The organism is Prochlorococcus sp. MIT 1327 (assembly GCF_047304785.1).
GTDB lineage: Bacteria > Cyanobacteriota > Cyanobacteriia > PCC-6307 > Cyanobiaceae > Prochlorococcus > Prochlorococcus marinus_D.
Genome location: NZ_CP138972.1, coordinates 1,741,521 through 1,762,994 on the forward strand (window position 1 = coordinate 1,741,521; position 21,474 = coordinate 1,762,994).

The window sequence follows — 21,474 nt, forward strand, 5'->3', positions numbered from 1 at the left end:
CATGTTCATCTGTATCAAGCAAATATCCCGTGGCGGCATTGCTATTGGCTGGTGTGTTTCTTTTTAATTCTCTATCAAAGAAGCCAGATCAACCTCTTAGTAGAAGGTATTTAGCGCAATCTTCTCGTGCCACAGATGCATTGAACCGCCACTCAATAGCTAAAACCCTCTTTGCCTAGGTGAAAACCCTCAGTACATGACCTGGATCAAGGCGAGACACGTGCAAAGGGCAGGTCCTTGAATCTCTAAACCTCTGCGTTCATCCCCGCAACGCTTCTAGGGCTCTATAACCCTCTCCAGTAGGTGCACTGCCAGGAGCTAGAGCTTCTTGCTAGTTGGCCACATCACTTCGTGGCTTGAACAACAGCCCCAACAAGATCTCTTTCGTTCAACCCGAGGGCTGGAAGTATCAGCTTTCAGTTCCAGGGTTCACTGCTGCAAGTCCTCACCTCGGCATCCCCGCAACCTTGCTCTTCTAAGGCCCTAAGCAAGCAGGGAAGCATTTTTAGAGCTTGGCCACACGCGACAACGTATTGGCGGCTCCAATAACTGAATTCAGTTGTCCTGTACGAAAGCCTTCTTTCATGACGGCCTTCATCATGTGAACCATCTCAGCGACCACAATCTTGCGGTCATGGTTGACGTCATCAATAACAACCTGCCGTGCTTCTGCGAGATAGTCCTCAGCTTGTCGTTTTCCGATACCCCATTCATCCGAGGCATATCGAATCAACTCTGAGTTGACTGCACCTTTAGAGAGCATCTGTACGAATTGCAGGACGCGCTTTTCTTTTTCGTACTTGGTGCATTTCTTACCCATGCTTTGGATTCTGGCAGAAAAGAAGATGAAGAGAATATTGCTGGGGTGTAAATCAGCGCAATGGAGGCAATGGAGGTAAATTTCCTACTTCGTCGAGCTGTTCGAACGTTGGCAGGCGGCCGATGAGGTTGATGCTGAAACGCTCCAACTGATAAAAGACACTGTTCGATTTACCCAAAAGACAAGCGAAGACACCTTGCGGGATTGTGGGGTGAGCTGCTTTCTGATGTTTACCACCTTCCGAGTACTCCTCAAGAGATTGCTCTGATCGGGGAAGCGTTAGAAGGCACAGGCACAGCTCCTCCTGAAATACCTCCTGAAGACAATGGCTATGGCCTATAACGAAGCTCGATGAAGAGAGATGGCTCTCTCAATGGACGACCAGTGTGGAGCACTCCCCTCAAATCAGAAGCAAGCGCACCAATCACGTCTACGTGGATTTCCTGTAGCGAAGGGCTGTCGGCAGCGATTGCTTTGAGCCACCTCCTACAAACACCCACAAGCTTTTAAAACCAATAACTTTCACTTGTCTTTTGGCATAGGCAGCAGTTCTCGTCTTGCTCCCTCTCCTCATCCTTCTCTGGGCTAAAGAATCACGTCACACCAGAATTCATCGCTATCGACGTATGGGCTACACCTGGCAACAAATCGCTGATCGCTATCACTGCTCAGCTAATACGGCTAGGAGGTGGGCAGACGCTTAGTTCGATACAGGGGAGCCACCGCTCCCCTTTCGTCTTCAACACACAGATAGATAGTCAATAAGGCCAGAAACACAGCGGTATTGGCAATTTCTTTGCACTTGACCACTACTTAATGGTCTGATCTACCTCAAGTTCGTGCCACGTTCGTCTCTCTTGTATCTGTTTCTGGCTCAATCAGCGCATTTCCTATGATTTAAGGCATGCCCAGAGGCAGATCAAGTCCGATATTGCACTTGAAGTGATACATGCTTCGTCCGTATTTCGGGTTATACGCGATAGCCATGCTTCCTTGGCCTCCCCGGGATTTAACTCCTCCCACTACAAGACTCAACTCATCCTCACTCAACTCAGATGAGTGCTGTATGTCCTCAACACTGAAGTCAAAGCCATGTTTTGCACCTAAGGCAACCAAGGATTCTGCATTGATCTCGTCACTAATGAGTACCTGTAGTGATCGACTCTCTGCAACCTCAACCATAAACCGTTCAAGATTTTCTTTGCTCATAATTTCTTCTTTTCGTCAGGATATATTAAATTCTAAGCTCTGATGTGAATGATCGCCACAAACTCCAAACCACCAATTCCCATCGACACCATCGCGCTCATACAGACAGCTCCCCATTCACCAAATTCTTCCCCGTCCAATACGCCAACAGAATGAAGCTCAACGCCTCGCTCCCAATACTTCTCCAACACCAGCATCTCTTCCCGTAATTCGGCAATAGAACCCATACGTCTACAAGGTCTGCTCAGTCAACTTAACCTGGTCTTACTAACTACCTCTCTCATGCCTTTCACTAACGGCACCTGGATTACCTACTTCACCCAAAATGGTGTCCCCTCCAAAACCATCATGGTTATCCATGGCGGTAATCCATCTTCCTCAATCACCGTTCCCTGCTAAACCAACAGCTCGTAAGCCGAACTGCTAGAGGCTCAATAAAGAACACTTCGGCAGACGATCGGTTTACCAAGGTGTTCCGGATCACGCTGCTATAGGCCTTGGTACTCCGACGCCGGGCAAGAAAAGAGGGTTTCTCCAGGTCAACAACGACTGCCTTGGGCTTGGGATGTACGCCTCAACCAAATCCCTGAGGATTGGCATCAAGTAGCGGTGAGATTTAGAAAAACAAATGGAATTAGAGATGGCGATCAAACTCTCAGGCTGTGGTGATTAAGTTGGGGATATAAGTAGTTTTATGGTATGTAAAATTGACGTTAGATTTGTGATGAATACGAAAGACTATTGCTGGTTATTGCCTGCTAAAGAAGACATCACGACAACTTTCTGCAAGTCAACGTGCCAGGTATCGGATGCCGTTTTAAGCGAATAGGGAAGTCATTGAAGAAATAAAAAGCCCCTGGCTTTGCAGGGGCTTTGAGCAATAGAGGGGGTTGGGGCACCAGTTTGCAGTAGTTGCAGTTTGTTTAGAGGGTCGACTCTGGATAGCCAGTGGGGCAGGTTTCTCCGCCAGGGCAGCCTGTCCCACCATTTACGGCTTCCAGCTCTTCTTCAGAAATTTCAGAATAGGAGCTTCTAAAGTCTGGAGCTTTCTGGAGTTCATCAGCAGAAATTATAAAACCCGCTGCCTTCGCAATCTCAACAACAGAATTAGCATCAGCAGCGGCTTTGAGTTTATCCTGAAGGCTGACGTCTCCTTTGACCTTCTCGAGAAAGGCTTTGAGTTGTTCTTAGCTCATTGATTGTTGGGTCGCTTTTTCCTATGTATAGCCCAATCTAAGGCTGTTGAATGCATGCACTAGAAGATTTGATTTATTTGGTATCTTTAATGTTGATCTCCATCACGCCGAGATCTGCTGCATTGCCATCTTCTTGAGCAGCGACTGGCTGGATGGGAGTGCTAGCTAGTGCAAGAGCAGCAGCAACAGTGAGCGATAAGGAGAGACGAACGGAACGCTGCACTGGGATTGAACGCTTAAAAGGTCACTCATTATCTGGGATGTATTTGGTTGCAGCCATCAGGTCACGCGTTTGATCATCCCTCCCGGCCATGATCAAACGCGTGACCTGTGGGCTGCAATCATGCTTTTGCTTACCACGCAAAGTCTGCCCATGAATACGGGCTTCATTGCGAGCTTTGTTGGCGTAACGATTGCGGGACATTGACAGTTCTGCTGAATCTTCCTCAGAAGGGGGTGAACAGAACCGTCCTTTCGACAAACTTCTAAAGCGAAGCCCTCACTACTTCCAGTGAGCCAACTCATGAATGGAGCTGGTTAGGGACCAGGCAGACCCTGGCGGAGAGCAGCTCTGGGGACCCGAGGCGCTCTTCTCTTACGGAGACCCAAAAGTTACCAACTGGTTCTGAAATAAGTCAACAGCTGCTGAGTCGCTTGATCGAAAGCCTTGCGCTACGGCCGTGGCAGCAACCTCTCCTAGCGCAGCCTTAGCGCAAACCTGCTTTTCCTATTCGCTGAGATTCAAGTCGGGGCGACAGGATTCGAACCTGCGACCTAGTGCTCCCAAAGCACCCGCGCTACCAAGCTGCGCCACGCCCCGCCACGAAAGAATCTTAATCTCTGGGGTGCTTATCAGTAAAACCTTGCCCCAATAGGTTGGGCCTTTTTGTAGAGACTCACTCTGAGTTCGTTTGTGGCGTGGGCTTCACTCAGCCGATCGTCCTGATTTGCCCACTTGATGCCCTGACAATGGCGGCGACAATCCCAATGGCTTTGGATGGCGCAGCCGTTTCAGCAAGAGTCGGCAGGGATCACCTAGGCAGCGTTGCGATAGTCATGATTTCAAAACTCGAGCGACTATCCATGATCACAATCACCTCATGCTGGTAGAGCTATATCTAAGTGGACTAAAAGTTCAGAAGCTAATGATGGAGATTGGTCGAGCAGAGACAAATTTGAGCTTTGGCACGGACTATTCAGGAACATAGTGATGCAACACCCTCCACAAGAATTGATTCGCCGCTTGGAGCGAGTGCTGACTCCAAAAGAAATGGAAGCCTGGCTAGAAGGCAGGCAACAATCATTGGCAGCTGGGGCAGAACCACCACCGATTCCAACATGGGGTTTGCCATCACCTAGCCCCAATAGGAATATCTAGCTTACAGAGAAGTTGTGATTTTCCTTCTCTATTCTGATTGAATCATTCAATGGTTGTTGGTGTTTTAGCAGCGCTTTGTGGATCTCTTGCTTGGACATTAAGTAGTAGTCTTTGGCGCTCAATCGAAACGTCTTTAACTGCCTGGCAATTAAATGGTCTTAAGATCGTCATTGCCACATTATTTTTGTGCCCTGTACTTCTATTCTTGCCATGGTCTGAACAGACCAATGGCTTGATGTTGTTGATGGCCAGTGGTGCTTTAGGTATTGCATTGGGAGATAGCTTTTACTTCGCTGCACTGCGTCGACTAGGAACACGAAGAACATTGACGATTGAAGCGCTAGGGCCTCTTTTGGCGAGCTTTTACGGAATGACATTTTTAGCTGAGACGATAAATTTAAGGTCTTTGCTTGGAGCAGTCCTTGTTACCACATCAGTCGTAATTGCAGCCCTTCAGCAACCGCCGGAAAAGCGAGTGGGTTTCAATCGACAGTTCTCGTCTCAACGTTTGGGGCTTCTCTTTGCTCTCTCTGGTGTGATTTGCGGCGTTAGTGGTGCCGCACTTTCACGTCAGGTACTCCTTCTAGGACAGATCACACCTTTGCAAAGTGCTGCGATTCGCCTGCTAGGAGGATTTTTGCTCATTATTCCTTGGCTTCGAAAATGCATTCGGTCAGTTCCTTATCCACGCCCGTCGCAAATCCGTTGGCCCAGGATTCTGTTTGCGACATTGTTGGGAACCAACCTTGGGATTATTTTGCAACAACTAGCTCTGCAAAAGCTTCCCTTAGGGATTGGGGTGACATTACTGAGCAGTTCACCTGTAATGGCTTTGCTTCTTTGCCGCTATGAAGGCGATAGACTAAGGATTGGAGGAATAGCTGCATCTTTTATGGCAGTTTTTGGAATTTGGCTTGCAGTAACTAGCTAAATACAAAAACCTTAACTCTATTAAATAGAATCCTTTTATTTTATCAACCAACTCAGGCTCGCCACGGGATCAACCATTACCTAAGAGGGCGTGTCTATCAAAGATCTCAGAGTTAGCTTCAGTGTCTTAAAGATTGCCAGGTTCTAATCAAAAGGTTAGGCGTTAAAAACTCAGATAAGTTGAAGAAGTTGTTCTTCAACTTATTGATAAAACCTGGCGAAAGTCTGATGAGAAGAGTCAAGTCTTGACTCTAGCTCTTAAGCTAGCATTATTTTTTACTAGGTAGCCATGTATAAACTCTGGATGTCATAAATGAACGCATGAGATGTTGAGAAGCCTTAATAAAGCAAGGTGTCTCTTGTCGCTTGAAGACAGCCAGCGAATCTAAATTGTCGAATTATCAATGAATGCCCATACTGCCCTGCTAATAGACGCTCATTGTCTTTTCATAACGTTTGGCATCGGCCATAGCTAGGGCAAAAGCAACCTTCAAATGGAAAGTCGACGAATGAGCATTGCTTTTATATTTGCTCAATCGCTGTCGATAAAGAGCTACTCAGCTTTGGCTTCAGTTAGGCCCCTTATGGGTCGCACTGACTTCAGAGGGCGCATCGTGACCACCAGCCATTTGCTTAAGGGACTGACTAGCGCAGATCGTGCTTAGGGCAATTACAACCAAGGATCCAGTGCGCAGAACCTCCAGAACGATAGGGAGGTGAGCATTGATTCGGTCTCGAACAGTTGTCATCAGATCAATTGAGAACATCCAATTACAGCAAACAATCAACCAAGAAAAAACCCTTGGTGGAATTTTTGAAGGGAGACGTTGCTTGAATGTCTTGATTGAAATGGAAGATGCCGGCGAATTCTGCCTTAAGCCTTGAACTAGCTCAGCAATCTGACCTGACAATGATCTTGACCAGTCATACCCAATGCTGTTTTGCGCTAGAGGCTAGATGAGACAGGGATCCCACAAGCGTCAGTTTGTTTGTGAAGATCATTGAAACATGTGTCTTACCTTGTAGTCGACCCAGCTTTGCCTGGTTGAGTTTTTGGAGCCCAGTGAAATTCGTTAAAGCTCTGTACAGCAATAGGTTTGAGTGAGACGATGGTCAATCACTGCAGAGAGAAGCAAGGCCTTGCCTGACCAGCCCTGAGAAAATCACCAGACAAATGCTTTCTATTTAGGGTTTGACTGCCAAATTGCATGACCGGCAAAGGGCTTTGCTTGTCCGAGCCGATAGTGTTCCTAAAAGCGGGCAAACAACCTAGCCGTTCTCATTAATTGTGGATCGACAACCCTGAGGCTCAGCAGGTTGCTTCTAGAAGCATTGCTGCGTAGAGCGGAGCAGAGCAGATCGACTCATATCAGAACAAGGAAACAGCCAGCGCTTTGTAGCAACGTAAGACATTCACTACCCGTGGCAGGCAAGGGAATGGCTATACGAATGCTGTCCTCATTTGTTGTCTTGATGTTGCGATGACGTGAGGCCACTGCAATAGAGTCTGTAAGGCTTAGCCAAAAACTATCCTTGTGGCTCAGGAGGCCCTGATGGACTCTCTCTCTTCTATGGATGTTTTGGGATTAATAGCTGGAACACTAACCACAATTGCTTTTGTTCCTCAATTAGTAAAGGTTTGGCGTTCTAAATCAGCAAAAGACATCTCTTACGTGATGTTCATTCTTTTTATCGCCGGCATCATCCTATGGGAAATATATGGCTGGGGCATACACTCTATGCCAGTAATCCTGTTTAACGTAATCACCTTCATACTAGGACTGGCAATCCTAATTCTTAAGTTTGTCTTTGACAGACCAGCTGGCGAGGCAACGGAGACATCAAAATAAAATTAATGAGTGACGAGTTCACTCATTAATTAGTTTTTATTGCAAAGACAGGTCTAATAACAGTTCAATGGCCATACCCTGCTCGTAAAAGTGTTTAGATTGAGTGGCCATACAACATTGACACAACTCAATACTTGATGCAAAGTGTTTCAATTGCAACCAGCTTATAAGTATTTACCATTGCCTGGGTTGACCTAATCAAAGTGTATCTCTTGCGTTTACGACTCGAAGCCTTTGTATCTATAAATATTTGTGTGAGCAGACTCACAGCATATATTGTCTCTGAACACTCCTGATTAGGCATTTTTGGAAGAAGATATCAACATTGAGAGCTTTATGCTTTCTCACTTATTTCAGACCGATGAACACCGTTAGTGCAAAACAACAACAAGCACAGATTTTAAAACGCGTGAAATACCTAACGAATCATGCCGTCATCATGAAGCCCACTTTTTGTTTTCTAAACATTTTAAATGAAGCAAGTCTTCGCAAAAATTGCCCCATCATTTGATTGCTGAGAAATGCATGGATAATGAAAGGTTCATTTTCGTAACACTGGCTTGCCTGTTTTTCATGAGTCAGTTATAAACAAGTTAAGAATACTAATACAATTGTCAATTAAGTCCATTGTTCAAATACCAAATCAAAATCCAGCATCATGAGCAACCAAAAATCAGCCCCACTTGCCTTGACTAGTTTATCCCTTGTAATGATCCTTTGTAGTGGATGCTTAGGGAGCAGTGAGCCTCAGGAATCCTCTAGAGACATGAGTACTGAGGAGAGAGTGGAGCTGGAAACAGCTAAAGAACCGGTAAAAGAAGAAAAGAAAAAGATTGCCAGAGAACCCATTCCAAGAAATGAGAAAGTTTTGGCTTTAGAAGAGCATGAAAATGGACTCGACGTAGCCCTTCTTAGGGTAAAGCGATCAAGCGATAATACACTTACTTTACAATGGCGCTATATTAATAACACAGATCAGGAGGTGACATTGTGCAACTCATATTGTTGGACAAATCTTAGAAGCAGTTGGCTCGCGGATTCATACATAGTTGATAATGTTAACCAGAAGAAACATCTTGTTGTTAAAGCAGATAAAAACCCTATGACTACCAAAGTCAACCGTCCAACAAAGTTGAACCCCGGAAGCTCTTATAAAGTTTGGGCTAAGTTCCCTGCGCCACCAGTTGAAGTAGAGAGTGTTTCGATCTATATACCTGGCACAGCACCAATAGAGGATGTTCGGATAGAAGGTTGATCCAATGTCTTTACCAATTAGGTATCAACGTCTTTTCTATTTAATGCCCTTTTCTGTTGCTCTAATGCAATCAGGTAGTATAAAACCTATCCAGGCTTGGGTATATGATTTTCAGGAACCCATGCCTGTTATAGCAACTAGTAAATCCAGTAAGCTCGAAAACCCAACTTATAAAACCAAGCAAAAACTAAACAGACTTTTGCATGAAACCCATGATTTGGTTTTTGACGTAAATACGATTGAGTACTCTATTGAAGATCTACACATTGTTATTGAGAAAGAACGTGAGATTCTTATTGAACTTGCTGCTGATGTTCTCTTCGATTTCGATAAAGCCAACCTCAAGCCATCAGCTGTTACTTCTCTTGAGACTGTAGCCAAACGCATCCATGAGTCTTCACGGGGGGATGTTCGCATCGAGGGTCATACTGACTCGAAGGGTTCGAATGAATACAATCAAACGCTTTCTGAGAAGCGTGCAATTTCTGTTCGAGACTGGTTTGTCTCTGATGGTGGCCTAAGCAATGTTCAATTCGTCACCAAGGGCTTTGGGGAACTGAAGCCAGTTGTCTCGAACACAAAAGAGGATGGTGGAGATGACCCAATCGGACGGCAACGTAATCGACGTGTTGAGATTATCATTAAAACCGTAGACTAAACTCTAATAATCAGAATTTACATCCGATTGCAATCAGTCAATCATCTTGTTATTTATTTTGCCTTACTAAGAATATGGCTCGAATATGTTTTTTAATAGAAATCAACCAGTTTTTTTTACTTAACGGCCTTGCTGTATTAAACGTCTGAAGAATGTTCATTCAATCAAATGAAATCAAACTCTAATTTGTGCATGGCTCGAAGTTTTCATTCAAAGCTGGGCCACCATCTGCGGGCTGGATACAGCTCGATTGTTGAGTCTTTGGCTCTTCTTTCTCAGTTCTATACTGTTGATCTTTACTTCCATTAGAATTCATTTGCTCACTGATATCAGATAAGAGCATCTGGCCAACCAGCCCTAATTGGCTGCCGACAAATAACGAGATGAAGAAGCTGATCACCAACAAGGGCCAAGGTGTTGATTTGTCGGTCTTGAGTTTGGCCATGTCTAAATTTAGACGCTTAGGGTCTCTAATCAATTGATAGTCGTCATCTTTGACACCACTTTACGCAAGCCATTGATTCCCTAGGCTTCCGTTCTCTGCAGCATGCTCGCAGCTAGCCATGGTTTAAAAGAGCGTGATTGCCGCGAGACTAACCTGCTGGGTAGATCATAATCCCACTACAATCCCATGATTTTGTTCAAGATAGCTCTAGGATTATCCTGGTTAAAGAACAGAATCTCCTGTCTTTGTTTCGTTACTAAAGCTATAGATTCTTTCTATCGACTCCGAATTCTTGGTAAAAATGTATTTTCCGATTTTAAATCGTCTTAGTCTACCTATGAACTGGCCACCCAACAAAGCTTGGACAAGCACAACTTCTCGGCTTGGTTTTCGCCATTTTGTTGCAATCAACTACGGTGGTAAGGGCTCAGATCGATGGGTGAATCTCATTTCTGTGCTTGATGGCCAAGCACGATTACGTGTGTCTTGGCAGGAAATGAAAGACTCCTCTATGTGGAACAGTGGCTGGCAACAGCTACCTAAGCTTGAGGCCAAAACACCTGATGGTCAGATAGTTAATCAACAAATAGACCAAAACACGCAAGAGGCTTGTCTGCATCCTTCTGAAGATTTTGATGATCGGCCGTGGTTTGATCAAGAAAAAAGTTGAGCTGATTAGATGCCTGACTTTTCTTTTTCTATTGATAGATGATTGAATCAAAGACCATTTACTCCCCTCTCTAATTATTGGCATCTGCTTGTTCCTAGATTTGCCTCTTATCCACTCTTAAGCGCTTACCACTTAGTGCTTGCATACTTTATAACTAGAGCTTTGCTGTTCAATGAAAACCAGCTTAATCGAACCCAGCCGGCTTAAGTGTTATGTCTAGAAATCCCTCGAGCTCTGAGATCGGTAGGATCTGTTTCACTGCCTCCCCAATAGGGATGATAAAACCAGACGCTATCAGCAAGGGCATGCGGTCAACTCTCATGCCCTTGCCTATCTTCTGAACGCAAAGTAGTTCTGTCACTCCGTCTGAGTTGTTGCGCTCATAGAGCTTGGCATTGTTGATTTGGGCAAGAGCAGATGGAACGAATCCATGTTTTGCTACAACATTTGTGAGTTTCATAGTCCTAGCCTCTCTTTGATCAATGGGTCGAGGTCTTTCTTGAGGAAAGCGGCGTAGGCGAGAGCTAGGTTTAAATCACCTCGCTGCTCTGCATATTCGATTGCATCGAGCACTGCCAACTTGATCGTGTGGATGTTTGTCAGCCCACGCGTTGCTGAAGTTCTCTTGATTGTGTTGTTCATTTACTCATTGCGATTGAGTTGTTTTAATGCCGGAATTTGTCGGCATCCGAATCATCGACTTTTTCTACTACAAGGTGCAACCCCTTGTGTGTAGGGATACCCCTATGCTTCACTTTGGATCCCTTGTAGCTATTGTGTGTTGACTGATGCAGCTTCAGGGCAATGCCTGTCAATCTCACCATCACCAGGCGACTGGCTGTCAACCTTCCGCTTTCGCTTGCGGCAGAAGTTGAACGTTTGGCAAGAAATGAGCGTCGTTCTATTGCCTCATGGCTTCGGAACGCTATTGAGGATCAGGTCTTGCTCGAACTCAATCGCGAGCAGCACAGGTCTTGAATGGTCTCAAGCCGTTTTTAATCAAGCTGATCACGTAACGGGTCAGACCTTATCCCTATCGTCTCTTCTACAAGGCCCTTCGAGCAGACTGGTTTCCTACTCATTCAATGAAGGAAACTCTTGTCGATAACGATCATTTACGAAAGGCTTTTGGGCCCTCTTTTGAGAGCTTGAATGCGAACTCTCTACATCAGTGAACAGTGCGAATCACCATGCTGAGATGACCAGGAGATGGCCAACCAAGCTCGCCTGAAGAACTGGGTTTTGGTTCTGTCGATCATCTGCTTGCCATTCTTAGATTATGCGGCCTTGCTGGAATGATGCAGATCAAGACGCTGCCAGCGACCGCTTTGGAATTTCGGAAGTTGCCAGACTCTCTGGGCTTCCTTTTGTTGACTTCGAATCTGACAGCAATGCTCGCAAAGGCATGGCTCTAGCTCCACCCCAGTTGCCTGTAACAGTGTTGCCATTGTGCTTTGGCAGTTACCCAGGGATAGCAAAGAGGCACGCCATTCGCCAGTCCTCCTTTTTTCTAAGGCCACGAATCAGCCAAGGCTTTTTGCATGCCCTGCAACGATCATGGCCTAAGCGAGCGGCCCAGGCTTGTTACTAGTCAAATCGATAGCCAACAGCCCCATCGGCCTGACCATGCCGTACTGATGCATCCTTTTTCTATTGAGTGAATCAATCACCATGAATCTCTTGGAACCCCAGGATCTGCCAGATCTTCCCAAGCTGAAGTTGGCCGTTGTGGGCCACGTTGAATGGGTGACCTTCCTGTCTACAGATCAATTACCCCAGCCTGGGGTAATCAGCCATGCAGATCATTCTTTTGAAGAGCCCGCTGGCGGTGGAGCTGTCGTCGCGGTGCAATTGGCTCGGCTCGTTAAACAACCCGTTCAATTCATAACAGCTCTAGGTCGAGATTCATACGGCGAAAAGAGTTTTCAAAGACTGCAGCAGCTTGGCTTAAGCCTGACTGTGGCTTGGCGTGATCAACCCACTCGTCGGGCGATCAGCCTTGTTGATTCTCATGGGGAACGGGCAATTACAGTGATTGGCGAGCGTATACAACCCAGAGCAAAAGATGCACTGGGCTGGGGAGCCCTTGCTGGTTACGACGGTGTTTTTGTGACCGCTGCAGATGCACCTGCACTGCATCATTGTCGTCATGCTGGTGTGATGGCAGCTACTCCTCGCGTTCGTCTAGAGACACTTGAGCAGGCGAATATTCAGCTTGATGCGCTGATTGGTAGTGGTCTTGATCCAGGCGAACACGTTCCAGATACAGCTTTCTTTCCAACTCCCCGGCTGAGAATTGCGACTGAAGGAGCTTTAGGTGGTCAGCTATGGCCTGGAGGACGTTATCAGGCTGTTTCACTGAAGTCTCCAGTCGTGGATGCCTATGGCTGTGGCGATAGCTTTGCCGCTGGGGTCACTGCAGGTTTGGCTGCTGGTTGGACTGATGAACAGGCGATCAGCCTAGGGGCTCACTGCGGTGCAAGCTGTGCAACTCATTTTGGGCCATACTCCAGTGATGAGTGAGTCTGAGAGTTGGGCGTTGATTCGACCTTCAGACTTGAAGGCAAGCCTGCCAATAGCTTGTGAGCAGCTTGAAGTGAGGATCAACCTGATTCACTTAGGCAATCGCGATCAGATCTTTATCAGCAAAATTAGAGATAGCGCTCAGCTTGATTCAGAAAGATGGCGCTTGGTTTGCAGAGGCAATTGGCCGGGAGGATGATCAGCCTATAAATCCAAGAAATCACACCTGATTGATGTCCAAGATCTGCGCGGTCCCTGAGCACTTTTTTGCTTGTTAGCAAGACGTCTTATCGGCTTTGATCAATTGAGCATCTACCCATTCGCCCTTTGCATTGTTCTCAACCGATGGGCAGCTCAGCTGCTGGATCAGGACTTTCGAAGAGCGAGGCAATCCTTGCGACAAGAAGATCAATGCGTTAGAAGCTTGAGTACTACCGAATTGGAAGACGATCAATGAGATCCTCTCCACACCCTTACGAGCTGACCATTGTTGTTGGCATTGCCCTATTGCTCGGAGGGCGCTTTTCAGTTTTTACTTTGCGCCCCGTATTTATTAGCGCAATCGCATTGTTGATCACCTTGACTGCATCGCGCTCCCAACGACGGATAAAGCCTTCTCGCTCATCGTTAACTCCAATCCGTTCAACGCATGTCAATCGGAATGCACAACCTGCACCTATCCCCGAATGGGGTCCACATGCCCATCAATTGTCCAGCAGTGCACCGACTTCACGGTTGAGGGTGTCGCCGCCTCGCGCTAGGAAAAAGCTTCATCCCCTTCCTTCTGGCCTGACCAAGGCTGGCAATCCTGACTAGATCAAGAGAGAGGCAGGTTGTGGCAGATGGTTGTACTTAGATTTTGCTTCGCTACAAAAACGATTGGGTTATTGATCTCTAAACAGAACACCCTTTGATCAAACTGACTGAATCTGATCAGTGGTTTGATTCTTTTTTGTCATTTTTTATGGATATAATACTGACTCCTAATTAAAGTTGTCGCGCATTCTAGCACTATCATTGACATACATATTTCCAGGATATCGATCTTAAATTGGTTAGGCAACTGTCAAGTCTTGTCTATTGCTCGGTTGATATTGTTGGCGCCATTATTTTCCCTCATCTGCAATTCCTTCAACCCAGTGTTGATAAACTTTATTTTTAGTTCCGTCAAACCCCTGCAGCTTTAGCCAATGATTCCAAACCCTCGAAAGCTCAATCGCATCTTCAGGAACTTGTCTTTTTGATTACCGTGCTAGTTATCGAAATCAATTTGACGGCAATAGTGTGTATTGGAGTGCGCTTCAACATAGTGCTTAAATACATGGATATTTAATCAGGGCTTTTATTGGCTTTTAACTGGCTTTTTATCTGGTGGTGATTTTTTGTCTTCAGTTCTTACCACAGTTGAGAATTAGGCTGATCTGACTAATGATTAACGTCCCCCTACGATCACAGGCGTCCCGCCTCCTTTTGATCCTGGCAAAGCGGGCACAACCTTCGTGCTGCCGTCCCATTTGTCAAGGAACAGTTTGAAAAGCACCTGGTCGTCGAGGGTGCGGTTGAGGGTTTCGTATCGCTGTGCTTCCTGCTCAGCAATTTTAACTTCAGTTTGCGCTCTGAGAAGTTGTTGCTCTGCAATCTGCTTTTGTTCGATAGCGGCTCTGTACTCTTCAGCGATGACAAGGCCAGTTAGATCAAGGCCACGAACTTCTACGTAGTCAAACTTATCGAGTTCATCAGCGACAGCCCGTTCCACCAGCTCTGAGATGTCGCTCCACTTGCTGGCAATAGTGACCAGTTCGTATTGGGAGAACACTGATTTAAGTGCCTTGAGCAGGGAGGGTTGAATGATGCGTGGATAGATTTCGCGGTCATTGCTGGCGATTGTGCTGAATACACGCCCGGCTTCATTCGGCCGTACTGCATATTTCACCGTGGCAGTTGCCTCAATGACTTGAAGATCCTTGGTGAGGGACGCGAATTTCTCAGGCCTCACCTGCGTGCGAACATCAAAGGGCGCTACTGCTTGGATGAACGGAATTTTGAGGTTTAGCCCTGGCAGACGAGATCCCCCACTCACTTTGCCCAACGTGGTAACAACTGCAACTTGACCTGCTGGAACGACGAACAAAGCCTGCGTGATCAAGATAAAGCTGGAAAACAAGAGAGCGATCAGAAGTGATGCCGAACCTCCGGGGGTATTGGGAGTGACGTTACGAAAGGGGGTTTCCATGTCTAGATCGCGATTGACAAAGCCTATGGAGCTTTCCTGCATTTTGTTGATACTGGGCGCTTCGATTGAGGACCTCAACACCATTGAGCTCTTTGGCCCTCAGCCAAGCAGTAGATCTAACGAAACTCTGGTGGACTCCTTTAAATACATCGACCCTGCAGCCGCAGGTGACCGAATGCATTCATCTAAGGATGAGTTATCTGGGGGATTACCTGCATTGTCATGGACATTTCAATGATGGTCAGAACTCATCAATTACTCAATGAGTCTTCTCGCGTAGATATGAAATAGGATGTAAATTCATCCACATCAGTTTGGCTATTTAGCCCAAGAGGGTCACCACATTTATCGACAACGATTGATGTAACAAGGGATGCAATTTTGTTTTCGTCTATACTTTCTAGCTGCTTGTCATTGGAGATGACAGCAGTCCATAACGAGGGATTGAATGAGGGTTTGCGATTTTCAGCAATTGCAATTTTAAGAGCACTTTCTTGCGTAAGGCCCATGGCAACTCCATTGCAAAATTTGCCTGCATAGCCTTGTGCGACTTTGAGCTCTAATGGCGTAGGATCTTCTACATCAACAATCTCAGAAGCGAAGATTACTTTAGGGGAGAATATTGTCAAAACAAGTGCTAGTAAGGCTATTAGAGTCGCTGTTCTCTTCAGCCTGATCATGAAGGTCTTGAGAATTGTCATGGCGATCTATTTGTCTTGATGATGGTGCCACAGCTGCTGGGCTTGGCTCAATGGCACGAGTAGCTGTCCAAGGTGATCAGGCAGTACATGAAGCCTGAATCAATATCAAGTTGATTTAAGTATTTTGATCAAGTTCACAGGCAAGATCGCATTGGGTCAGCGCTGGGTTGGTCAATCGCTCGAGTACTCGTGCCATATCCACCGCAGACAACTCTCCATTGCTGTTCCACTTGAAGGTGGTTTTGCGTTGGGGAGGGCTTTTGTCGGGTTTTGGTGTTCTGGAGTTTTGGGTGCTCATGATTGGCTCCCTGTATCGGGTGATACATATAAGCCTGAGAAGCACTGCTGAAGCTCAATTCTTACCTAACCTTTACTCAGCTTTTCTTTAGATTTGCCTTCTAGGGGCTCCCTCTGCGTGTCTTTGCAGCTGTTTCAGCAGGTTTGACTTGAGTGCATTGGTTGTCATGGCCTTTGATGACGTTGATGGACGAGGGGGGTTGTTCAGTGCTAGAAGTGGCAGCGATTTTGAAATGGACGTCATGGACGTGGTTATGCCTGCAGTGCTCTTTGCCTCAGCAGTCGGCCCCTCAATCCGTCCCGAGATAGCACTGCTTATCGCTGGAGGACTGTTCCTGCTTGCCACGCAAGTCTTCGTCAAAAAAGAAGGCTGAACCTTCTTTTCACAAAGCGAGCATCTAACTGGGCTCAGCCTGAAATGGCCCTCCATGGTTCATGGAGGGAATTGCCATAACGTCTTCATAATGCTCATGCTCTCTAGAAATAAATACTGTTTTTTTTCTGATCTCGCTTCAGTACATCTCAATCAATTGGCTCAGGCTCAAATCTTTACTCCTTTTGATTTCCCTAATTTGGTCTAACCATCAAAGATTTGCTTGACTCGACTTTGTCGATCTGCATAAATTCTTTTCAACATCAGGGTTTCTTCTCCTCTGTCGACACTGGGCTAGTGCCTTGCACAATTTAAGTCTGACCTCCCAGAAACCTGGCCATTGCAGGAAGGTCGGTATCTCATGGCAGTCTTGGGTTCTTGAAAATTCTGATAAGGAGAGCAAGCGGCCGTTAGCTGCCTATGGGCAAGTCTTGGCTTTAACTTATTTGCTGAGTTTGAGTTTTTACTCTGGTGAGGATTTCGCCAGCCATCTCAACCAGTTGAAGCAGGAATTGCTATCTATTGAAAGAAGAGTGGTGAATGAATCATGTGTTTAATCGGCTTGCTTGGACTTCTAGCCCCAAGAGTTGTGCTGATTGCACTTTGGTTCTTTTATCATCCATTTATCATGGGCCCATTTGCTGGCGTTTGGATCTGGCCATTGTTAGGGCTGTTTTTGCTTCCAACAACGACCCTTGCTTATTGTTGGGCAATCGCACTGGATGGTGGATTCAGCAGCTTTAGCGGATTGTTGATTCTTGCAATGGGCATTCTGTTTGATATTGGTTTCCTTGGCGGAGGAAGAGGAGTGCTGCGTCGTTAATGCGAATGTACCGCTTGATTGATAAGGAAGTGGGAGAGTACTTTCTCAATCTCCTTCAGGATCTAAGTTTGCCTAGCTCATAGCCGCTCCAATCAAGATGATTGATTAGCTCGACGATCGCTGATGATTTTGGCCAGCTCCAGAACGTAACCTGCGACTACAAACTTGCCACGATTGTTTCGACTAGAGTCTGGGTCGCTGCGAATCGTTGCGGTTTCGGCCATTAGGAGATCAAGTTCACCCTGAGAGAGTTCGTACAACTCTGAGAGGTTCACCTCCCGTCGAAGTAAATCTGACTTAAACCAGCGGTCCTGAGATTCTTGTGGAGGGACACCTGGTTCAGTTGAGTGGCTACCTACAATCGGACTCAATGGATTGGAAACATAGACATTTCCATTCAGAGTACTTCCCGTCGCAAGTTTTAAGGCGAGCACGAGACTTTCAACTCCCTATTGCAGCAGCACATCCATTCTCCAAGGCATCAAGACAACGCGCAGGTCTTTGAGATCCAGATGGTGTCTATGCACGTGAGGGGCGAAACTGTCTTGATGTTGTCTATGCAAGCGTGATTCAGCACCCTTATGAGGTGATCGTGATCGGCTCTGGTGCTACTGGAGGGGTTGCGGCTCTAACCCTTGCAGAAGCTGGAGTACGTGTACTCGTGGTAGAAGCTGGGCCAGCTTTGTCTGCTCAAAAAGCCCTGGGCTCAGAACCTGGAAACACCCTTAGACGTTTGGATGGTTTATGTAGCGGCAAGCATCGATCTCAGGCTCAACATCCTGGCTATTGGAAAGCGAATCCGTTGCTCTACGCGAATGAAAAAGAGAATCCCTATACCTATCCTTCTGAACACCCCTTCATCTGGACCCAGGGTCATCAGGTGGGGGGGCGCAGCCTCACTTGGGGTGGAATCACTCTTCGCCTTTCAGATCAGGACTTAAAGGCTTCGCGCAGAGATGGGTATGGGCCTGAATGGCCACTGCAATACAGCGAGTTAGCCCCTCATTACTCCGCCCTAGAAGAGCGCTTGAAGGTTCATGGTCATGTGGATGGGTTGGAACAGTTACCGGATGGCAACTACATCGCCCCATTACCGTTCACAGCTAGCGAACAACAGTTCGCTAACGCTGTTGATACGGAACTTGGTTATCCAGTCATTCATTCACGAGGGTTTGGACCTCACCAGCCTTCAGTTGATGGACCTTGGCCTCGTTCAAGCAGTCCGGGCAGCACCTTACAGATGGCACTTGCCACAGGCAAGGTAGAGATCCTGAGCAACCACAAGGCTGAGCGGTTGCTGATGCATCCAGATCATGAAGCAGCCCGAGGGGTGCTGGTGATTGATCAGCACAACGGCAACCGACAAGAGCTCCAAGGTGAGCTTGTGGTGCTTTGTGCATCGACAATTCAGAGTCTTCGACTCCTGCTGAGTTCCGAAGTGAACCATCACAGCGAGGGGTTTACTGACCCCTCGGGCAACCTCGGTTGCTATTTGATGGACCACGTCTCCACCTGTCGTTTCTTTGCTCTGCCACGTAGCCAAGTGAAGCAGGTGTCTGAGACTGACTCAACAGCGAATGTGCTTTCTGGAGCTGGCAGTTTTTTTCTTCCTTTCGGTGCTTGCTTAGAGCCTAAAAATCAGTTGAAGTTCTTGCGGGGTTATGGACTCTGGGGAGGGATTGATCGCTTTGAACCCCCAGATTGGTTGAAACGTAAACCAGAGACGGCTACAGGTTTCCTGATTGGGCATGGTGAAGTGTTGCCTTCAGCTCACAACAAAGTGACGCTTTCAAGCACTTTGGATCGCTGGGGTGTTCCGGTACCACATATCGATTGTCGATGGGGGGAGAACGAGCAGGCCATGGTTGATCACATGCAAGGCACGATCAAGGCAGCGATCCAGTCAGCTGGGGGAACAATGTTGCCGCTCAAGGAGCTGATTAATTTGATGTTTCTCGAACCCCTTCTCGATGGTGCGCTAGCTCTCAGTGAAACGTCTCCTCCGCCGGGGTATTACATCCATGAAGTTGGCGGTGCTGCGATGGGAGAAAGTGAAGATTGCAGTGTGGTGGATCGTTGGAACCGTCTTTGGCGATGTCCAAATGTGCTTGTTGTGGATGGAGCGTGTTGGCCAACATCCGCCTGGCAGAGTCCCACTCTGACAATGATGGCGATTACAAGAAGGGCTTGTCTAGAAGCCCTTAGGCCTCGGCGTGGCTAAAAAGGTCATTGAGATACCGCTCAGTAACGGCTCGATCCCCGCAGCCGTTTTGAAACAGGAAATGGGCGATGGCTGAACTCATCACACGGTATTGGTCCCAGTTGGGATGTGACCCGATGAATTCCTTCATGCCTCGATAGAGCACTTCTGGAATTTCTGCTTCAAGGCTCACATAGGTGGAAGTGGCCTCAACTGATTGGCAAGCATCATTGATTTCAACGCAGCGCTCGAGGTGATTTCGATCCATAGAACGCCTTCAGCGAGTTTTTTTCTTGACACCAGGAAGCCACACTCTTGGGCTTAGCGTCAATCGTTGCAAGCACTTAGCAAGCTGTCCCGTGGGAAGGCAAGACTCATGTGCTCACAGGCGTTCAGGCTTCATTGGGCTGAGCAGGGAGCCGAACGTAGTCCAAGGCTTACTGATGTAACGCAGATCAGTAACAAAGCTGTTAAACCACAGGACCATCTCCCCATCAAGAGTGTTGCCCAACAGACCGTGGAAAACCCTCGTAGAACTGTGGAAAGCAGTTGAAGAAAGCACCCCCCTGTCGACTGATAAGCCTTGCTTATCCAAGCCGAGTCGCGTCTATCGCAAGTGAGAAAGCTACTGACAATCCTTGCGTTTCATAAGTGAGTTTAGGTTTCAGTTTTGCTTGATTTTCTCAGGCTGACTGGACCAAATGGATGTTCAGCATGGGGATAGGGGTAGTGACCATGACTGTGGTCATGGTCATGAGCCTTTTCCTTTAGGGACACTGGTATGCCGTCGGGCTGACAGGCACCCGTGCACTCCTTTTTGCACAAGGTGCAGCTCTCTGTAAGGCCTTCGACGTGATGGTGATGGCTTTCCTGCGCAAGACCAACTTCGTTTTCAAAGCCGAGTAGCTCAGACCTGTATTTACATAGCGAACAGTTCATTGCGGTATCTCCGCCACGCAAGATCTCGTCAATCCGATCCCGGAAGGTCTCGATGACAAGGGGGTGGTCTCCGAGGTATTTGGCCGCAAGAAACTCAATATTGGGATGATCATCTGCAACCCGCTTTGTGTGCTCTCGAATCCGACTCACCAACACCCCTGAGAAGAGGAAGTAAGGAAACACGATGATGCGGCGGAAACCGAGGCGGACTAGGTAACGCAAGCCAGGCTCCACAAGGGGGAAGGTGACGCCGGAATACACGGTTTCACCCCAACCGAATCCGAAGCCTTCCACCAACATCCTGGTGATTTTGGCCACATTGGAATTGGCATCAGGATCTGAGGAGCCACGACCTACGACCACCAGGAGCGTCTCGCAAAGTGGGACTTCAGGAGCAGATTCAAGCGCCTCTTTCAAGCGGGCGCCGGCCGCACCGATCATTAAGTCGTTAATGCCGAGTTCGCGTCCGTAATCAATGATTAACCCCTTTTCAGCTGCGTAGTTGTTGAGTACGGAGGGGATGTCATTTTTGGCATGGCCTGCGGCAAACAACATCGCCGGGACTGCAAGAACCCTCTTCACGCCTTGTTCAAGTAGCCGATCAAGGCCTTCTCTGAGCACTGGACGCGCAAATTCCAGGTAGCCGTATTCAACGGGAATTGTGGGGAATTTTGGCTTGAGCGCTTTGACTAATTGGGCAAACTCCTCAACGGCTAAGCGATTCCGACTGCCATGCCCACAGATCAGGATGCCGAGATGACCATCTGGATGATCTAAGGATGCAGAATTCACAGTGAAGAGCGACCTAGAAAGACCCTATCTGTTGTCGTGAAGCAAGAGAACCAAAGCAAAGTTCGATGTCTTCAATGAGATCTTGACTGAAGCCTGATGAGCAATGGCTTTCTCCTCAAGACAGAGATGGTTACGCTGATCAATGAGGGTTAAGAGGCCGCCATTCATCGTCGCCTCCATGT

At 47.2% G+C, this 21,474-nt stretch carries 32 protein-coding genes, 1 tRNA gene and 1 pseudogene; 14 read left to right on the forward strand and 20 right to left on the reverse strand.

Translation table 11 applies throughout. The features are described 5' to 3' along the window. Positions 1-505: 505 nt before the first annotated feature. Together SIB80_RS08485 and SIB80_RS08490 are read right to left on the reverse strand one after the other, a co-directional pair. Entirely contained in the window at positions 506-820 is a 315-nt protein-coding gene (locus SIB80_RS08485; RefSeq protein ID WP_063434719.1) for a hypothetical protein, read from the reverse strand. A 52-nt stretch (positions 821-872) separates the two neighbouring features. Beyond that, positions 873-998 (reverse strand): hypothetical protein, encoded by a 126-nt coding sequence (locus tag SIB80_RS08490; protein ID WP_413351585.1) that lies wholly within the window; start codon positions 996-998, stop codon positions 873-875. Positions 999-1,024: 26 nt separating this feature from the next. On the opposite strand from SIB80_RS08490, the gene SIB80_RS08495 reads away from it, so the two are divergent. Next, positions 1,025-1,162, forward strand: coding sequence for a hypothetical protein (locus SIB80_RS08495; RefSeq protein WP_236076868.1), 138 nt, complete (start codon positions 1,025-1,027; stop codon positions 1,160-1,162). A 215-nt stretch (positions 1,163-1,377) separates the two neighbouring features. Continuing rightward, the gene (locus tag SIB80_RS08500; RefSeq protein ID WP_169246971.1) at positions 1,378-1,524 is read left to right on the forward strand and encodes a helix-turn-helix domain-containing protein; all 147 of its coding nucleotides are present in this window, start codon (positions 1,378-1,380) and stop codon (positions 1,522-1,524) included. A gap of 193 nt (positions 1,525-1,717) precedes the next feature. Here SIB80_RS08500 and SIB80_RS08505 read toward each other — a convergent pair whose 3' ends face one another. The 6 genes and pseudogenes from SIB80_RS08505 to SIB80_RS08530 all read right to left on the reverse strand — a co-directional run bounded on the left by SIB80_RS08505 (position 1,718) and on the right by SIB80_RS08530 (position 4,045). Next, positions 1,718-2,029: a Nif11-like leader peptide family RiPP precursor gene (locus tag SIB80_RS08505; RefSeq protein ID WP_063419152.1), complete on the reverse strand. Its 312-nt coding sequence runs from the start codon at positions 2,027-2,029 to the stop codon at positions 1,718-1,720. 32 nt (positions 2,030-2,061) lie between these two features. Then, entirely contained in the window at positions 2,062-2,256 is a 195-nt protein-coding gene (locus SIB80_RS08510; protein ID WP_063419153.1) for a hypothetical protein, read from the reverse strand. A 696-nt stretch (positions 2,257-2,952) separates the two neighbouring features. Continuing rightward, positions 2,953-3,204, reverse strand: a pseudogene (locus tag SIB80_RS08515) (Nif11-like leader peptide family RiPP precursor); the annotation flags it as partial. A 94-nt stretch (positions 3,205-3,298) separates the two neighbouring features. After that, positions 3,299-3,448, reverse strand: a complete 150-nt coding sequence (locus tag SIB80_RS08520; RefSeq protein ID WP_169246972.1) for a hypothetical protein — start codon at positions 3,446-3,448, stop codon at positions 3,299-3,301. A gap of 21 nt (positions 3,449-3,469) precedes the next feature. Further along, entirely contained in the window at positions 3,470-3,649 is a 180-nt protein-coding gene (locus SIB80_RS08525; protein ID WP_063434681.1) for a hypothetical protein, read from the reverse strand. Positions 3,650-3,971: 322 nt separating this feature from the next. Further along, a tRNA-Pro gene (locus SIB80_RS08530) sits at positions 3,972-4,045 on the reverse strand. Positions 4,046-4,143: 98 nt separating this feature from the next. Between SIB80_RS08530 and SIB80_RS08535 the strand changes: the two genes are divergently transcribed. From SIB80_RS08535 to SIB80_RS08545, 3 genes are all read left to right on the forward strand, one after another. Further along, the gene (locus SIB80_RS08535; RefSeq protein WP_063434858.1) at positions 4,144-4,335 is read left to right on the forward strand and encodes a hypothetical protein; all 192 of its coding nucleotides are present in this window, start codon (positions 4,144-4,146) and stop codon (positions 4,333-4,335) included. A gap of 100 nt (positions 4,336-4,435) precedes the next feature. Then, a complete protein-coding gene (locus tag SIB80_RS08540) occupies positions 4,436-4,603 on the forward strand; it encodes a hypothetical protein (protein WP_169276481.1) in 168 nt (55 codons plus the stop codon). Positions 4,604-4,652: 49 nt separating this feature from the next. Continuing rightward, positions 4,653-5,534 (forward strand): DMT family transporter, encoded by an 882-nt coding sequence (locus tag SIB80_RS08545; protein ID WP_063419161.1) that lies wholly within the window; start codon positions 4,653-4,655, stop codon positions 5,532-5,534. A gap of 568 nt (positions 5,535-6,102) precedes the next feature. On the opposite strand, the gene SIB80_RS08550 is transcribed toward SIB80_RS08545, so the two are convergent. Beyond that, the gene (locus tag SIB80_RS08550; RefSeq protein ID WP_063415254.1) at positions 6,103-6,282 is read right to left on the reverse strand and encodes a hypothetical protein; all 180 of its coding nucleotides are present in this window, start codon (positions 6,280-6,282) and stop codon (positions 6,103-6,105) included. Between the two features lie 786 nt (positions 6,283-7,068). Between SIB80_RS08550 and SIB80_RS08555 the strand changes: the two genes are divergently transcribed. The 3 genes from SIB80_RS08555 to SIB80_RS08565 all read left to right on the forward strand — a co-directional run bounded on the left by SIB80_RS08555 (position 7,069) and on the right by SIB80_RS08565 (position 9,296). Then, positions 7,069-7,383, forward strand: coding sequence for a SemiSWEET family sugar transporter (locus SIB80_RS08555; protein ID WP_236070058.1), 315 nt, complete (start codon positions 7,069-7,071; stop codon positions 7,381-7,383). 766 nt (positions 7,384-8,149) lie between these two features. Further along, positions 8,150-8,638, forward strand: coding sequence for a hypothetical protein (locus SIB80_RS08560; protein WP_063419162.1), 489 nt, complete (start codon positions 8,150-8,152; stop codon positions 8,636-8,638). 43 nt (positions 8,639-8,681) lie between these two features. Beyond that, positions 8,682-9,296: an OmpA family protein gene (locus SIB80_RS08565; protein ID WP_205909640.1), complete on the forward strand. Its 615-nt coding sequence runs from the start codon at positions 8,682-8,684 to the stop codon at positions 9,294-9,296. Positions 9,297-9,477: 181 nt separating this feature from the next. Here the strand turns inward: SIB80_RS08565 and SIB80_RS08570 are convergent, their stop codons facing one another. Continuing rightward, on the reverse strand, positions 9,478-9,741 hold the full coding sequence (locus tag SIB80_RS08570; RefSeq protein WP_236076884.1) for a hypothetical protein: 264 nt from the start codon (positions 9,739-9,741) through the stop codon (positions 9,478-9,480). Positions 9,742-10,078: 337 nt separating this feature from the next. Here SIB80_RS08570 and SIB80_RS08575 point away from each other — a divergent pair, with 337 nt between their 5' ends. Next, positions 10,079-10,411 (forward strand): TIGR02450 family Trp-rich protein, encoded by a 333-nt coding sequence (locus SIB80_RS08575; protein ID WP_063419190.1) that lies wholly within the window; start codon positions 10,079-10,081, stop codon positions 10,409-10,411. A 184-nt stretch (positions 10,412-10,595) separates the two neighbouring features. On the opposite strand, the gene SIB80_RS08580 is transcribed toward SIB80_RS08575, so the two are convergent. After that, positions 10,596-10,871, reverse strand: a complete 276-nt coding sequence (locus tag SIB80_RS08580; protein WP_063419165.1) for a hypothetical protein — start codon at positions 10,869-10,871, stop codon at positions 10,596-10,598. Then, positions 10,868-11,053, reverse strand: a complete 186-nt coding sequence (locus tag SIB80_RS08585) for a hypothetical protein (protein WP_063395317.1) — start codon at positions 11,051-11,053, stop codon at positions 10,868-10,870. The genes SIB80_RS08580 and SIB80_RS08585 overlap by 4 nt, the downstream gene beginning before the upstream one ends. A gap of 162 nt (positions 11,054-11,215) precedes the next feature. Here SIB80_RS08585 and SIB80_RS08590 point away from each other — a divergent pair, with 162 nt between their 5' ends. Next, complete coding sequence (locus tag SIB80_RS08590) at positions 11,216-11,389, forward strand: hypothetical protein (protein ID WP_011825888.1); 174 nt, start codon at positions 11,216-11,218, stop codon at positions 11,387-11,389. 299 nt (positions 11,390-11,688) lie between these two features. Here SIB80_RS08590 and SIB80_RS08595 read toward each other — a convergent pair whose 3' ends face one another. Next, positions 11,689-11,859 carry a hypothetical protein gene (locus tag SIB80_RS08595; RefSeq protein WP_169189866.1) on the reverse strand — a complete coding sequence of 57 codons (171 nt, stop codon included), beginning with the start codon at positions 11,857-11,859 and terminating at the stop codon, positions 11,689-11,691. A gap of 223 nt (positions 11,860-12,082) precedes the next feature. Between SIB80_RS08595 and SIB80_RS08600 the strand changes: the two genes are divergently transcribed. Then, entirely contained in the window at positions 12,083-12,934 is an 852-nt protein-coding gene (locus SIB80_RS08600; protein WP_063419167.1) for a carbohydrate kinase family protein, read from the forward strand. A gap of 473 nt (positions 12,935-13,407) precedes the next feature. On the opposite strand, the gene SIB80_RS08605 is transcribed toward SIB80_RS08600, so the two are convergent. From SIB80_RS08605 to SIB80_RS08620, 4 genes are all read right to left on the reverse strand, one after another. After that, positions 13,408-13,590, reverse strand: coding sequence for a hypothetical protein (locus tag SIB80_RS08605; protein ID WP_063419168.1), 183 nt, complete (start codon positions 13,588-13,590; stop codon positions 13,408-13,410). A gap of 776 nt (positions 13,591-14,366) precedes the next feature. Next, on the reverse strand, positions 14,367-15,167 hold the full coding sequence (locus SIB80_RS08610) for a prohibitin family protein (RefSeq protein ID WP_063419191.1): 801 nt from the start codon (positions 15,165-15,167) through the stop codon (positions 14,367-14,369). A 251-nt stretch (positions 15,168-15,418) separates the two neighbouring features. Further along, the gene (locus tag SIB80_RS08615) at positions 15,419-15,868 is read right to left on the reverse strand and encodes a hypothetical protein (RefSeq protein ID WP_063419170.1); all 450 of its coding nucleotides are present in this window, start codon (positions 15,866-15,868) and stop codon (positions 15,419-15,421) included. A gap of 115 nt (positions 15,869-15,983) precedes the next feature. Continuing rightward, positions 15,984-16,166 (reverse strand): hypothetical protein, encoded by a 183-nt coding sequence (locus SIB80_RS08620; RefSeq protein ID WP_063400652.1) that lies wholly within the window; start codon positions 16,164-16,166, stop codon positions 15,984-15,986. Between the two features lie 148 nt (positions 16,167-16,314). Here SIB80_RS08620 and SIB80_RS08625 point away from each other — a divergent pair, with 148 nt between their 5' ends. Next, a complete protein-coding gene (locus SIB80_RS08625; RefSeq protein WP_041384382.1) occupies positions 16,315-16,539 on the forward strand; it encodes a hypothetical protein in 225 nt (74 codons plus the stop codon). A gap of 627 nt (positions 16,540-17,166) precedes the next feature. Beyond that, a complete protein-coding gene (locus tag SIB80_RS08630; protein ID WP_369818714.1) occupies positions 17,167-17,361 on the forward strand; it encodes a hypothetical protein in 195 nt (64 codons plus the stop codon). A 92-nt stretch (positions 17,362-17,453) separates the two neighbouring features. On the opposite strand, the gene SIB80_RS08635 is transcribed toward SIB80_RS08630, so the two are convergent. Next, a complete protein-coding gene (locus SIB80_RS08635) occupies positions 17,454-17,732 on the reverse strand; it encodes a hypothetical protein (protein ID WP_236069033.1) in 279 nt (92 codons plus the stop codon). A gap of 194 nt (positions 17,733-17,926) precedes the next feature. Between SIB80_RS08635 and SIB80_RS08640 the strand changes: the two genes are divergently transcribed. Continuing rightward, positions 17,927-19,582 carry a GMC oxidoreductase gene (locus tag SIB80_RS08640; protein WP_063419174.1) on the forward strand — a complete coding sequence of 552 codons (1,656 nt, stop codon included), beginning with the start codon at positions 17,927-17,929 and terminating at the stop codon, positions 19,580-19,582. Here SIB80_RS08640 and SIB80_RS08645 read toward each other — a convergent pair. Both SIB80_RS08645 and SIB80_RS08650 read right to left on the reverse strand, forming a co-directional pair. Further along, on the reverse strand, positions 19,563-19,829 hold the full coding sequence (locus SIB80_RS08645; protein WP_011130280.1) for a DUF2811 domain-containing protein: 267 nt from the start codon (positions 19,827-19,829) through the stop codon (positions 19,563-19,565). The two genes, SIB80_RS08640 and SIB80_RS08645, sit on opposite strands and share 20 nt — an antisense overlap. A 389-nt stretch (positions 19,830-20,218) precedes the next feature. Beyond that, the gene (locus SIB80_RS08650; protein WP_063419175.1) at positions 20,219-21,292 is read right to left on the reverse strand and encodes a sirohydrochlorin chelatase; all 1,074 of its coding nucleotides are present in this window, start codon (positions 21,290-21,292) and stop codon (positions 20,219-20,221) included. Between the last annotated feature and the right edge of the window lie 182 nt (positions 21,293-21,474).

What these genes read in the sequence shown, in the direction of transcription:
- SIB80_RS08575 (WP_063419190.1), top strand. Translation starts at nt 10,079, where the DNA reads ATGAACTGGCCACCCAACAAAGCTTGGACAAGCACAACTTCTCGGCTT.
- SIB80_RS08590 (WP_011825888.1), top strand. Translation starts at nt 11,216, where the DNA reads ATGCCTGTCAATCTCACCATCACCAGGCGACTGGCTGTCAACCTTCCG.
- SIB80_RS08600 (WP_063419167.1), top strand. Translation starts at nt 12,083, where the DNA reads ATGAATCTCTTGGAACCCCAGGATCTGCCAGATCTTCCCAAGCTGAAG.
- SIB80_RS08580 (WP_063419165.1), bottom strand. Translation starts at nt 10,871, where the DNA reads ATGAAACTCACAAATGTTGTAGCAAAACATGGATTCGTTCCATCTGCT.
- SIB80_RS08540 (WP_169276481.1), top strand. Translation starts at nt 4,436, where the DNA reads ATGCAACACCCTCCACAAGAATTGATTCGCCGCTTGGAGCGAGTGCTG.
- SIB80_RS08615 (WP_063419170.1), bottom strand. Translation starts at nt 15,868, where the DNA reads ATGACAATTCTCAAGACCTTCATGATCAGGCTGAAGAGAACAGCGACT.
- SIB80_RS08620 (WP_063400652.1), bottom strand. Translation starts at nt 16,166, where the DNA reads ATGAGCACCCAAAACTCCAGAACACCAAAACCCGACAAAAGCCCTCCC.
- SIB80_RS08510 (WP_063419153.1), bottom strand. Translation starts at nt 2,256, where the DNA reads ATGGGTTCTATTGCCGAATTACGGGAAGAGATGCTGGTGTTGGAGAAG.
- SIB80_RS08585 (WP_063395317.1), bottom strand. Translation starts at nt 11,053, where the DNA reads ATGAACAACACAATCAAGAGAACTTCAGCAACGCGTGGGCTGACAAAC.
- SIB80_RS08645 (WP_011130280.1), bottom strand. Translation starts at nt 19,829, where the DNA reads ATGGATCGAAATCACCTCGAGCGCTGCGTTGAAATCAATGATGCTTGC.
- SIB80_RS08505 (WP_063419152.1), bottom strand. Translation starts at nt 2,029, where the DNA reads ATGAGCAAAGAAAATCTTGAACGGTTTATGGTTGAGGTTGCAGAGAGT.
- SIB80_RS08560 (WP_063419162.1), top strand. Translation starts at nt 8,150, where the DNA reads ATGAGTACTGAGGAGAGAGTGGAGCTGGAAACAGCTAAAGAACCGGTA.
- SIB80_RS08570 (WP_236076884.1), bottom strand. Translation starts at nt 9,741, where the DNA reads ATGGCCAAACTCAAGACCGACAAATCAACACCTTGGCCCTTGTTGGTG.
- SIB80_RS08595 (WP_169189866.1), bottom strand. Translation starts at nt 11,859, where the DNA reads ATGGCAACACTGTTACAGGCAACTGGGGTGGAGCTAGAGCCATGCCTT.
- SIB80_RS08565 (WP_205909640.1), top strand. Translation starts at nt 8,682, where the DNA reads ATGCCCTTTTCTGTTGCTCTAATGCAATCAGGTAGTATAAAACCTATC.
- SIB80_RS08630 (WP_369818714.1), top strand. Translation starts at nt 17,167, where the DNA reads ATGGGCCCATTTGCTGGCGTTTGGATCTGGCCATTGTTAGGGCTGTTT.
- SIB80_RS08545 (WP_063419161.1), top strand. Translation starts at nt 4,653, where the DNA reads ATGGTTGTTGGTGTTTTAGCAGCGCTTTGTGGATCTCTTGCTTGGACA.
- SIB80_RS08485 (WP_063434719.1), bottom strand. Translation starts at nt 820, where the DNA reads ATGGGTAAGAAATGCACCAAGTACGAAAAAGAAAAGCGCGTCCTGCAA.
- SIB80_RS08525 (WP_063434681.1), bottom strand. Translation starts at nt 3,649, where the DNA reads ATGTCCCGCAATCGTTACGCCAACAAAGCTCGCAATGAAGCCCGTATT.
- SIB80_RS08610 (WP_063419191.1), bottom strand. Translation starts at nt 15,167, where the DNA reads ATGGAAACCCCCTTTCGTAACGTCACTCCCAATACCCCCGGAGGTTCG.
- SIB80_RS08550 (WP_063415254.1), bottom strand. Translation starts at nt 6,282, where the DNA reads ATGACAACTGTTCGAGACCGAATCAATGCTCACCTCCCTATCGTTCTG.